The sequence below is a fragment of the Cyanobium sp. ATX 6F1 genome, from assembly GCF_024346315.1.
Taxonomy (GTDB): Bacteria; Cyanobacteriota; Cyanobacteriia; order PCC-6307; family Cyanobiaceae; genus ATX-6F1.
Map to the genome: position 1 here is coordinate 142,412 of NZ_JAGQCS010000008.1, position 11,740 is coordinate 154,151.

Here is an 11,740-nt window from a genome sequence, read left to right on the forward strand (position 1 = left end):
CGACCTTCAGGCGATGAACCTGACCTTCAGCGCCTCCCAGCACTTGGTGATCCCGGTGAGGGAACAGAGCGAGCGGCTTAACGATTACCTCGCCGATGAGCGGCGGATCATCGAAGCCCTCTTCGATCCCCTTCAGCTGACCAGCCTCGGTACGGGACACTACCGCTACGAGGTCACCCATCTGCAGGTGTTCCAACTCCAGATCCAGCCGGTGGTGGAGCTTCAGTCGACAACGACTCCGGGAAGACTCGCCATCGAGGCCATCGACGCTCAACTGGTGGGCCTCGGGATGATCGAAGAGTTCCAGCTCAGCTTGAGCTCCTGGTTGATGGCCACGGGCCGGTCCCTGGAAGGGGAAGCCTCCTTGAGCGTCACCGTCAGCAGGCCGCCGCTGCTGAAGTTGATCCCGGCCTCGGTGCTGAGCGCCACCGGCGGCTCACTGCTGGGGGGCTTGCTCAAGGGCATGAAGACCCGGGTGAGCAAGCAGCTGCTCAAAGATTTCGAGCAGTGGTGCCTGATCCACTGAGCAACCGGCCCAGGAAACTGTGGCGGTGCAGGTCGGTGGCTCCACGCCCCAGCACGGCCTGACGGTGCTGGGGCGTGCCATAACCGACGTGGCGCTCCAGACCGTAACCCGCGTAGCGCTGGGCCAACCGCTTGATCAGAGCATCGCGGGCCTCCTTGGCCAGCACACTGGCGGCGGCGATGGCGGCGCAGCGGCTGTCGCCATGCACGATCGTGCGTTGCTCACCGGGCCAGCCCCGAAGGGGCAGAACTCCATCCACGAGCACCAAGGTCGGGGTCAGCGCCAGCCGCTGCAGGGCCCGGCGCATGGCCGCCTCGGTGGCCGCGCGGATGCCCTCCCGATCAATCTGCCGGGCCGAGGCCTGACCGATCCCCCAGGCGCTGGCGGCGGCCGTGATGCGCGGCACCAACAGCTGACGGCGGCGGGCAGTGAGCGCCTTGCTGTCGGTGAGGCCCGCGGCTTGAAGGGGCTCGATCGCCTCCTGAGGCAGCACCACCGCCGCCGCAAAAACGGGACCGAACAGAGCCCCTCGACCCACCTCGTCGACCCCGGCACAGAGACCGGGATCCCATGGCGATGGGTGCGGAGCTTCGTTCAGCGGGCCGCTGAGGACCGGCGGCGGCGGCGGCGGGGCTCCCCATCGGTACCTTCCTCACCGCTGGCGGATTCCTCGGCGGGCACCACCTTGGTGGTGGTGCGACGGGAGGGGGCAGGCGCGCCGTTGGAGGCCGGCAGCGAAGGCTGGGCGGCCGCGGGTTCGATCACCACGGAGGCCAGATTGGAATCGGCGGCACCGTAGGCGCTGGTGGGCTCGAAGCTGGTCACCGGCAGCGGGGTGATCTCCACCAGCGCCGCCGGGGAGGCGCCTCGTTCGGCCTCGAAGGCGCGATCGCCACCGCTGAACGGCTCGGTGGCACCATCACGACCTTGGTTGGCCGCACCATCTCCACCACCGCGTTGGCGGCGGCGGCGGCGGGGGCCGCTGGCGGACAGTTGCTGCCGGGCCTCCTCGAGCACCGCCTCGGCATCGTCGCCCGGACGCACCACGCGCACCACCAGGTTGTCGGTGCTTGGGACGGGATCGAGGAGCAGGGCAGGGTTGAGACCGAGCCAGCCATAGACAAGCTCCTGCTCGGGATCCATGGGCACAACCACGAGGTCAGGTTCCGGCCGACGGCTGCCCCCCCCCTCCGATCCGCCGGCATTGGAGGGGCCGCCATGGCCATAGCCGCCGTTGGCGCTGCCCCCGTTGGCTGACGACTCAAGCGAGGTGAGGATCGGAACGACGGAGAACTCGTCGGAGTTGTTGAACGAGGCGGTGGGCAATGGGTTGACACCGGCGTCGTAGCCGTCGCTGGAGCCGCGGCCCCCACGCCCGCCGCGGCGGCGGCGGCCCGAGGATTCCGTGGCCGCGGAGGGGCTGAGCACCTCGGCCCGGGCGGAGGCGGCGGAGCGCACCAGACCGGTGAGGGTGGCCAGGGGCTGGAGGGTGTCCTTGCCCGGCAAAACGGCCACATGGCCGAGGCCTCCACAGCTGGGGCAGGCCCGGCCGAAGAGTTCGTAGATGTTCTGACCCTGGCGCTTGCGGGTGAGCTCCACCAGACCGAGCTCGGTGAGCTGGGCAATCTGGGGGCGGGCCGTGTCGTCGCGGGCGGCCTGGGTGAAATGCTCCAGCAACTGCAGCTGATCGCGGCGCGACTCCATGTCGATGAAGTCGATGATCACAACCCCACCGATGTTGCGCAGCTTGAGCTGGCGGGCAATCTCCACCGCCGCCTCGCAGTTGGTCCACAGGACCGTTTCACGGGCGTTGGCCGAACGGGTGAACGAGCCAGAGTTGACGTCGATGACGGTGAGCGCCTCGGTGGGCTCGATGATCACGTAGCCACCCGACGGCAGATCGACCCGGGGCTTGAGGGCATCGCGGATCGCCGCATTGACCTTGTGGTGCTCGAGAATCTCGTTGGATTCGCGGTGGTGCTCCACTAGCAGGTTGGCCTGGTCGGCCCCCAGAAAGGCGTTGACGCGGCCGACCGCCTCGGCGCTGTCGACCACGACGCGCACCACATCGGGGCTGTAGAGGTCGCGCAGAACGCGGTGGATGAAATCTTCGTCGCGGTTGAGCAGCTCCGGCGGTGAGGCGCTTTCAGCCGCCAGCTGGATGCCCTCCCACTGACGCAGCAGGTTCTCGAGGTCGTCGATCAGCAACTCTTCGCTGACCCCCTCTGCTTCGGTGCGCACCAGCAGACCTGCGCCGGGGGGCTTGATCAACACCCCGAGGGCCCGCAGCCGGTTGCGTTCGTTCTCGCTGTCGATGCGGCGGGAGATGTTCACCCCCTGGCCGTGGGGCTGCAGCACCAGAAAGCGGCCGGGCAGGGTGAGGTTGCCGGTGAGCCTGGGGCCCTTGGTGCCCGTGGGCTCCTTCATCACCTGCACGAGCACCTTCTGGCGGGGCTCCAGCAGCTCGGTGATGCCGACGACGCCCTTCTTCAGCCGCAGGGGGCCCAGGTCGGTGACGTGGATGAAGCCGTTCTTCTCGCCTTCGCCGATGTTGACGAAGGCGGCATCAATGCCGGGAAGCACATTTTCGACAGTGCCCAGGTAGACGTCACCGATCTGGTAACGCCCCTGGGCCACGACCAATTCGTCAACACGGTCGTCGTTGAGGACTGCGGCGATGCGCAGTTGCTCGGCGATGACGATCTGCTGGGGCATGGAGGAAAGGGAGGGAGGCTCAGCGGAGCCCTGCCGTGCGGGAGGGAACATCCCCTGGAGGGAATGCAAGCGGACCTGACCCTCTCCCAGCGCTGCTTCCGAGGGCGCTGGGGAGGGACTGGGGAACCGTTGCGGGAAAGAAGCTCAGAGTGGACGCCGGACGGTATGACGACTGCGAAAACCCCGCCTGATCGGCAGAGCAAGACGGCCGGTGGGACCAGGGAATGGACAGCCCGCATGCGCAGCGGATCGATCGGTATGGCCTGAGCCCTCGATCGATCAATGAGGCGCAAGAAGCAGGAGCTGCGCGTCCAAAATCCAAACGGTGCCGAGTGAAACGGCTTTCTGGAACGGTGGATTCAAGAAAGCTGATCCGGAGGGCAGGTTGCAGGTTGTGATCTGCAATCGTTCTGCCGTCTTGAAGTCAAATTAGCACGGGCCTCTGATCGGGGGTGCTCTCGCCCCGCAACCCCAGTTGCTCGCGGCACTGCCGGCCCAGGGCCAGGGGCCGCGCGAGCCGTTCGGCGAACCAGCCCTGCAGATGCTCCGGCCGCAGGCTGCGCCCCTGGGGATCAATCCGCGCGTGGTAGCGCAAACGGACCGTGCCCTGGGGATCCGTGGGCCCTGGCTCCAGACACGCCAACTCCTCCAGGTAGGGGCGCAGGTCCCGTTCCCGGGGACGCCCCTTCTTGTCGGTGTCCTGCCAGATCCACTGGGACGCGGCCAATAACGCCTCCATGGCGTGCTGCCATTCGGCCGACCCCAGCGGGACCGGGCCCGGATCCAGCAGCTCCAGGCTCCAGGTGGAGGCGACCAACTCCTGGGACAGGCTGGCGCCACCCAACGGGACCTCGCGCACCGACAACAGTTGAAACCCCGCCGGGAGCTGGGCCTGGAGCCGCCTGAGCACCTCCTCGGGGGCGGTGGGCGCCGCCATCTCCAGATCCAGCCAATCGCCAGCCGCCTCAACCCCCAGGGGCAGCGCCAGGGCGAACTCCAAGCGAGGCAGGGGGTGGAAGCCACCGGTGAAGCTCACAGGCAGGCCGCTGCGGCGCAGGGCGCGCTCCAGCATCCTCACGCCATCGAGGTGGCTGAGCAGGGCCAGATCCCCCGTCTTGGCGAAGCGGAAACGCAACCGCTGCAGCCGCTCGCTGGCGGGCGCCCGTGGCGGCAGAGGGGCTGGAATCGGCGGGGGCGGCACCACCACGTTGTGGCCGAACTCAGGGCCACAGACCCCGCAGCTGCTGCAGCCGTCAAAGGAGCAATCGGGCACCACCACCGCCGCGAGCGCCCGCTGCAGGTCATCCGCCAGCCAGGCCTTGTCGACACCGGTGTCGATGTGATCCCAGGGCAGGGGCTGGCGGCAGAACGCCGCCAGATCAGCGGCGCTCAGCGCTTCGGTGGCCGACCAGCTCCCCAACTCCAGGGCCCGGTAACGGCCCCCCAGACCCGCCGCCTCGATCGCACCCGTCCAGGCGGCGTGGGTGCGCTCGATCGTCTCGAACCAGGCATCGAGGCCAGCGCCGGCGCGCCAGGCGGCCTCGATCACCGGCGCCAGCCGCCGGTCACCCCGACCGACGAAGTCCTCCATCGCCGAAAGACGTGGATCAGTGAAATTGGTCTTCAGCCCCCGCAACGCCCGCAGCTCGCGGCGCAGCAGCTCCTGGCGCCGGCGGAATTCGCCTGTGGAGACGCTGTGCCACTGGAAGGGCGTATGGGGCTTGGGGGTGAAGTTGCTGATCGTGAGGTTGAGCTCCAGCCGCCCCAGATCACGGCAGTTCTGCTGCAGCTGCCGGCATGTGTTGGCGATGCCGACCACATCGGCATCGGTTTCCCCCGGCAGGCCGATCATGAAATAGAGCTTGACCTTGCGGTAACCGTTCTCCATCGCCGTGCGGATCCCCCGCAGCAGCTCGGCGTCGGTGAGTCCCTTGTTGACGATGTCCCGCAGCCTCTGGCTGCCGGCTTCGGGAGCGAAGGTGAGGCCCGAGCGGCGGGTGCCGCCAAGGATGTGGGCGATGTTGGAATCGAAGCGGTCCACCCGCTGGCTGGGCAGGCTCAGGCTGACGTTGTGCTCCGCCAGCCGATTGCGCAGCTCCACCCCCACCGCCGGCAGGGCCAGGTAGTCGGAGCAGCTGAGTGAGAGCAGCGAAAAATCGCTGTAACCGGTGCGCTCCATGCCGGTTTCCACCGCCTCGATCACCGCCTCGGGCTCCACATCGCGGGCCGGGCGCGTGAGCATGCCCGGCTGACAGAAGCGACAGCCGCGGGTGCAGCCCCGGCGGATCTCGATCGTGAGCCGGTCGTGGACCGTTTCGATGTGGGGCACAAGCCCCATGGCGTAGTGGGGCATCGGCGTGGCCACCCGCCGCAGCAGCCGCTTGGGAAGATCAGGTTCGAGCGGCACGATCGACACCCCATCGGGGCCGCGTCCGTAGAGGCTGGGCACATAGACCCCGGGCACCTGGGCCAGGTCGCGCAGCAGCTCGCGGCGACCCAGGCCCGCCGCCTTGGCCTCGGCCACCACCAGGCCGATCTCCGGCAGGAGCTCCTCGCCATCGCCGAGGGCGATGAAGTCGAAGAAGGCGGCGAAAGGCTCCGGGTTGCTGGTGGCGGTGGGACCGCCGGCGAAGATCAGCGGCGGGGCCGCCGGATCGGTGAGGGGACGATCGCCCCGCTCGCTGGCCCGGATCGGGATCCCCGCCAGATCGAGCATCTCGAGGATGTTGGTGGCCCCGAGTTCGTAGCTGAGGCTGAAGCCGAGCAGGTCGAAGGCGGCCAGCGCCCGCCGGCTCTCGACGGCAAACAGGGGCTGTCCCTGCTCCCGCAGCCGAGCGGCCAGGTCGGGCGCCGGCAGGTAGGAGCGATCACAGAGCTGCCCAGGAACGGCGTTGAGGATCGAATACAGAAGAATGTGGCCGAGATTGCTGGCCCCCACCTCGTAGAGCTCGGGGTAGGTGAGACACCAGCGCACCCGCGCCGCCGGCCAGGCCTCGCTCCAGTCGCGCGGCTCGACGCCGCGCTCGTTGCCGAGGTAGCGACCGGGTTTGGCGATGCCCCGATCCACCAACGGCTCGAACGGCACGGGCAGCTCACCGGCGCGGACCTGAGCGGCTGCGGCAGTCATCGGATCAGGGCCGCAGGGCGGACGCCGATGCTAGGCAGCCCTCCCGGGGCCGCCAGACGGGGCGGCGCCATAGGAGGATGCCGCCCATCCGAACCGGCGTCGCACCCCCGTGGTCCAGGTCAACGGCAACTACCTCAAACTCAAGGCGGGCTATCTGTTCCCCGAGATCGCCCGGCGGGTGAAGGCGTTCAGCGAAGCCCACCCCGAAGCACCGATCATCCGCCTGGGCATCGGCGATGTCACCGAACCCCTGCCGGAGGCCTGCCAAACCGCCATGAAGGCGGCCGTGGATGAACTCGGCACCCGCGAGGGCTTCCACGGCTACGGCCCCGAGCAGGGCTACCTGTGGCTGCGCGAGGCGATCGCCCAGCACGATTTCCAGGCCCGCGGCTGCGACGTGAGCGCCGAGGAGATCTTCGTCTCCGACGGCTCGAAGTGCGACAGCAGCAACATCCTCGACATCCTCGGCGAGGGCAACCGCATCGCCGTCACCGACCCGGTGTATCCGGTCTACGTGGACAGCAACGTGATGGCGGGGCGCACCGGCGACGCCGACGGCGCCGGTCAGTACGGCGGCCTCACCTACCTGCCGATCACCGCCGCCAACGATTTCACCGCGCCCCTGCCCGAGGGCCAGGTGGACCTGATCTACCTCTGCTTCCCCAACAACCCCACCGGCGCCGTGGCCACCAGGGCCCAGCTGAAGCGCTGGGTCGACTACGCCCTCGCCAACGGCGCCCTGATCCTGTTCGATGCCGCCTACGAGGCGTTCATCTCAGATCCCGAGCTACCCCATTCGATCTATGAGATCGAGGGTGCCCGCCAGTGCGCGATCGAGTTCCGCTCCTTCTCCAAGAACGCCGGCTTCACCGGCACCCGCTGCGCGCTCACCGTGGTGCCCCGGGGCCTCACGGGCACCACGGCCCAGGGCGAACCGGTAGAGCTCTGGGGCCTGTGGAACCGCCGCCAGAGCACCAAGTTCAACGGCGTCAGTTACATCGTGCAGCGTGGAGCCGAAGCGGTGTACTCCCCCGAGGGCCAGGCCCAGGTGAAGGCCCTGGTGGGCTTCTACATGGAGAACGCGGCGATCATCCGAAGGGAGCTGTCGGCCGCAGGCCTGAGCGTCTATGGCGGCGAGCAGGCCCCCTACGTGTGGTTGAAAACACCCGAAGGCCTCGATTCCTGGGGCTTTTTCGACAAACTGTTGAAGGAGGCCCACGTGGTCGGCACCCCCGGCAGCGGCTTCGGCGCCGCCGGCGAGGGCTACTTCCGGCTCTCAGCCTTCAACAGCCGCGCCAACGTGGAGGAGGCCATGGCCCGCATCGCCGCTGTCAGACTTTGAACGTCATTGCCTTCAACCCCATGGCGGTGGAGACGCCAAGCCGCAGCCCAGGCGGCGCGACGGTGCTCGACAAGGACCTTCAGCGGGTGCGCAAGCCATCGCCCCGCTACAAGGTGCTGCTGCACAACGACCCGGTCAGCACCATGGAGTTCGTGGTCTCGACCCTGCGGGAGGTGGTGCCCCTGCTCAGCGAGCAGGATGCCATCGCCGTGATGCTCGAAGCCCACAACACCGGCATCGGCCTGGTGATCGTCTGTGACATCGAGCCGGCGGAGTTCTACAGCGAACGCCTCAAGGCCAAGGGGCTGACCAGCTCGATCGAGCCCGAGGGCTGAATGGGGCTCACCCCGCCGCCAGCGCCAGTCACCCATGGCGGTGGGCGGCGCCCGGGAGGTTGGCTTTTGGCGGTGGGCTACCTGCCGCTGTTGCTTCTCTCCGGTTGGCTGCTGGCTCGGCCCCTGGCCCTGCTGGCTCCGGGCCTGCGCCCCGACCAGGTGAACCTGGCAGGCACGCTGGTGAGCTTCGCGCTGCTGCTGCTCACCCTGCCCGCCTGGCTGCGGCGCCGCTGGGGTGAACCCCGGGCCTGGCGCCGGCTCGGGGTGGCTGTGCCCCTGCCGGCCGCCCTCCAGGCCCTGCTGCGCGGGCTGCTCAAGGCGCTTCTGTTGCTGGCCCTGGTGTGCGCTGGGCTGCTGCTGGGCGGCGCGGCCCGCACGGGCCCAGGGATCACGCCTGCTCAGCTCGCCAACGCCCTGGCCCTGATGCTGGGGGTGGGCTTCGCAGAGGAACTGCTCTTTCGCGGCTGGCTCTGGGGAGAGTTGGCCCTGGGTCTTGGCGGCCAGCGGGCCCTGCTGGCCCAAGCGCTGATCTTCAGCCTGGTGCATCCCTACCCCCTGGCCCAGGGCTGGCTGGCGCTGCTGGCCCTCAAGGGCGGCCTGCTGCTTTTGGGGATCGCCCTGGCCCTGCAACGGCGCTCCGATGGGGGTGTGCTCTGGGGGGCCGTCGGGCTCCATGGCGGTCTGGTGGGGGGCTGGTTCCTGCTCCAGGGCGGTCTGATCAGCCTCTCCCCCGGCGCACCGCTCTGGCTGGTGGGCCCTGGAGGCGCCAGCCCCAACCCGATCGGGGGTCTGCTGGGCTGGCTGGGGCTGGCTGCTTTGTTGGCTGTGCGCCGGCGTTGGTGGGGCGAGAATCCAAAGCCCATCCAGGCTTCCCCTTGATCACCCGCCGGCGATGGCTTCTTGGCCAGAGCGCCCTGGCCGTGGCCGGTGTGTTCGCCTTGGCGGACGCGGCAGGGGCCGAGGATCCCAGCGATGCCCTGGCGATCTGCCGGCCGGCGGATCCCCTCCAGGCCCTGATCAATGGCAACGCCCGCTTCGCCGCCGCCTGGAGCCAGGCCGACCGAGCCACCACCCCATTGGCCCGGAGCCGGGCCCTCAACCACCTCTGGCGCCACAACTGCATCACGCCTGCCTCCACCTTGGTGGGCGGTCAGGCCCCCTGGGCCGTGGTCCTGGCCTGCGCCGATTCACGCGTGGCCCCGGAATGGATCTTCGATGCGGCCCCTTCGGATCTGTTCGTGATCCGCAGCGCCGGCAACACCGCCTTCGATGACGCCATCGCCTCCCTGGAGTACGCCATCGATCACCTGGCGGTACCCCTGGCCCTGGTGGTGGGCCACAGCGGCTGCGGAGCGGTGACGGCCGCTTTGGCCTCCGATCCACTCACGCCTCTGCTGAGCGAACTGGTGGCGCCGATTCGCGCCAGCCTGCAGCCCGGCGATGACCTCCAGCAGGCGATCACCCGCAACGCGCGGCGCTCCGCCGAACAGCTCAGCGCCAAGAGCGACCTGGTGCGCCAGGCGGTGAGCGAAGGCCGCTTGACGATCCGCTCCAGCGTCTACGACATCGCCACCGGCCGGGTCACGCTGCTGAATGCCTAAACCTTCTCAGCGCACGGCCGTGGCCAGGGCGCGCCGACCCTCCACCGGCGCCGACAGAGCCTCATCAAGGGGCGCCACCCCGTAGTCGCGCTCCAGCAGCGCCATCACCGTGCGGCCGAAATCCTGCCCCCCCTGATCGAAGGCCTCCAGACAGATCCGGCCGAACACACGCCCCATGGGTTCCGGGTTCCAGAGCAACTTGCGGGCCGTCCAGGGCATCATGCTCATCGGGTTGTAGCCGGGCTGGAGCAGCCCCTGCTCGAAGCCGTACTGCTCCAGGTGGGTGTGGGGCTGGAGGCCGATGAAGAAGATCGCCGGCTCCACGTTGGCGGCGCCGAAGATCTGCTCCAGTTCGCGGTGGTAGGCGATGGTCTGGCGGATGGTCTCCGGCCGCTCGTCGATCACGTTGAAGGAGTAGTTCACCGAGACCTGGGCGCGGAAGCCCGCCGCCACCAGCAGGCGGCAGTTCTCGAGCACGGTGCGCAGGTTGTAGCCCATGCGCATCTTGCGCACGAGCTCCTGGGAGCCAGAGGTGATGCCGATCTCGAAGTAGTCCATGCCGGTGGCCACCATCAGCTGCGCCAGTTCGGAATCGAGGTTGTCGGCGCGGATGTAGGCGGCCCAGTGGATGTCGCCCATGCCGGCGGCTGAGATGGCCCGCAGAAGCTCCTTGGCGTCCTCGATGTAGCGGCGCGCCGGGATGAACTGGGCGTCGGTGAACCAGAAGCCGCGCACGCCACGGTCATAGAGCTGACGCATCTCCGCCACCACCTCTTCCACGGGGTTGACGCGCACCTGCTTGCCCTCCACCACCGTGTAGACGCAGTAACAGCAGTTGTGGGGGCAGCCACGTTTGGTCTGCACGCCCACGTAGAAGTCGCCGCCATCGAGGTACCAGTCGAGCTGGGGCCAGATCGAGGCGATGTAGGGGTAATCGCAGGCGGTCTTGACCAGGCCCGCGGGCTGCTCATGGATCAGCCCCGGCCGCGGCGGCTCCCCGACCACGAAGCAGCGCTCGCTATCAAGACTTTCGCCCCGGATCAGCTTTTCGAGCAGGGGCTCCCCCTCGCCCACCGACACCACCGTGCCCCGGGGCAACTTCTGGCCGAGCTGCTCGTAGAAGACGCTCACCGCCCCGCCGCCGATCACCACCTTGGCCCCGGGATGGAAGCGGCGGGCGCGCCGCAGACCCCGGCGCACCAGGCGCAGGTTGCGCCAGAGCTCGCCATAGAAGGCTGCCATCAGCCGCAGGCCCCCCAGGGCTCCGCGCAGCCGGCGTAGGGGGTTGGCGGCGTAAAAGACCTCGAAGGAGTGCTGCAGGGGGTTGCCACTGCGGCCATCCACCGGGGCATAGATCTGAATGTCGCGCCAGGAGAACACCAGCAGGCTGGGGCGGAAGGCCTCGATCGTGGCCAGCAGCACCCGCTCCACATCCAGCGCCGAAAGAGCCGCCAGATCCAGGATCCGCTGGGGGAGCTCCGGAAAACGCTTGTGAAGGTGGTCGGCCAGGTAGACCGGGCCTATAGGGAAGATCGGGTTGCACGGCAGGCGGATGATCAGCACCCGCTGGGCCGGGTCGATCGGCGACATCCGAGCGCTCAGGCGAGCTTGGACGCTAACAACTCCGCCAGCGCTGCCGGCCGCAGCGGCCGGGGGGACAACCGCCCCGGCGACCCCCTCGCCCGATCCTTACCCTCAAGCTTTCCTCACATCGCGCAATGTTCTGTTACACTTCCCCAGGCAGCGCCCGCCCCGGGTGCCGTCCTACCTAACCGTCCCCTTACGGGGGCAACCCTCTCGCTCTTATGACCACCACCATCCAGCAGCGCTCCGGCGCTACTCCTTGGAACCAGTTCTGTGAGTGGGTCACCTCCACCGACAACCGCCTCTACGTGGGTTGGTTCGGTGTGCTGATGATCCCCACCCTGCTGGCCGCCACCACCTGCTTCATCGTTGCCTTCATCGCCGCTCCCCCCGTCGACATCGACGGCATCCGTGAGCCCGTTGCCGGCAGCCTGCTTTACGGCAACAACATCATCTCCGGCGCTGTCGTTCCTTCCAGCAACGCCATCGGCCTGCACTTCTATCCCATCT

General features: G+C 68.5%; 9 protein-coding genes and 1 pseudogene. 6 read left to right on the forward strand and 4 right to left on the reverse strand.

Annotated features, from left to right (window positions below; all coding sequences use genetic code 11):
- Positions 1 to 13 precede the first annotated feature (13 nt).
- Positions 14 to 526 carry a DUF1997 domain-containing protein gene (locus KBZ13_RS12710; protein ID WP_255009651.1) on the forward strand — a complete coding sequence of 171 codons (513 nt, stop codon included), beginning with the start codon at positions 14 to 16 and terminating at the stop codon, positions 524 to 526.
- Here the strand turns inward: KBZ13_RS12710 and KBZ13_RS12715 are convergent.
- The 3 genes from KBZ13_RS12715 to KBZ13_RS12725 form a co-directional block, all read right to left on the reverse strand.
- On the reverse strand, positions 492 to 1,124 hold the full coding sequence (locus KBZ13_RS12715) for a ribonuclease HII (RefSeq protein WP_255009693.1): 633 nt from the start codon (positions 1,122 to 1,124) through the stop codon (positions 492 to 494). The two genes, KBZ13_RS12710 and KBZ13_RS12715, sit on opposite strands and share 35 nt — an antisense overlap.
- Complete coding sequence (locus KBZ13_RS12720) at positions 1,121 to 3,241, reverse strand: Rne/Rng family ribonuclease (RefSeq protein ID WP_255009653.1); 2,121 nt, start codon at positions 3,239 to 3,241, stop codon at positions 1,121 to 1,123. Before KBZ13_RS12720 ends, KBZ13_RS12715 begins: the two co-directional genes overlap by 4 nt.
- 424 nt (positions 3,242 to 3,665) lie before the next feature.
- A complete protein-coding gene (locus KBZ13_RS12725) occupies positions 3,666 to 6,368 on the reverse strand; it encodes a TIGR03960 family B12-binding radical SAM protein (RefSeq protein WP_255009654.1) in 2,703 nt (900 codons plus the stop codon).
- 109 nt (positions 6,369 to 6,477) lie between these two features.
- On the opposite strand from KBZ13_RS12725, the gene KBZ13_RS12730 reads away from it, so the two are divergent.
- The 4 genes from KBZ13_RS12730 to KBZ13_RS12745 are packed head-to-tail and all read left to right on the forward strand — an operon-like array spanning position 6,478 to position 9,646.
- Entirely contained in the window at positions 6,478 to 7,710 is a 1,233-nt protein-coding gene (locus KBZ13_RS12730) for an LL-diaminopimelate aminotransferase (RefSeq protein ID WP_255009655.1), read from the forward strand.
- Positions 7,711 to 7,730: 20 nt separating this feature from the next.
- Entirely contained in the window at positions 7,731 to 8,045 is a 315-nt protein-coding gene (clpS, locus tag KBZ13_RS12735) for an ATP-dependent Clp protease adapter ClpS (RefSeq protein ID WP_255009695.1), read from the forward strand.
- Complete coding sequence (locus KBZ13_RS12740; RefSeq protein WP_255009657.1) at positions 8,046 to 8,924, forward strand: CPBP family intramembrane glutamic endopeptidase; 879 nt, start codon at positions 8,046 to 8,048, stop codon at positions 8,922 to 8,924.
- Positions 8,921 to 9,646, forward strand: coding sequence for a carbonic anhydrase (locus KBZ13_RS12745; protein WP_255009659.1), 726 nt, complete (start codon positions 8,921 to 8,923; stop codon positions 9,644 to 9,646). The genes KBZ13_RS12740 and KBZ13_RS12745 overlap by 4 nt, the downstream gene beginning before the upstream one ends.
- Before the next feature lie 6 nt (positions 9,647 to 9,652).
- Here the strand turns inward: KBZ13_RS12745 and KBZ13_RS12750 are convergent, their stop codons facing one another.
- Positions 9,653 to 11,236, reverse strand: coding sequence for a photosystem II high light acclimation radical SAM protein (locus KBZ13_RS12750; protein WP_255009660.1), 1,584 nt, complete (start codon positions 11,234 to 11,236; stop codon positions 9,653 to 9,655).
- 215 nt (positions 11,237 to 11,451) lie between these two features.
- Here KBZ13_RS12750 and KBZ13_RS12755 point away from each other — a divergent pair.
- Positions 11,452 to 11,740: pseudogene (locus KBZ13_RS12755) on the forward strand (photosystem II q(b) protein); the annotation flags it as partial.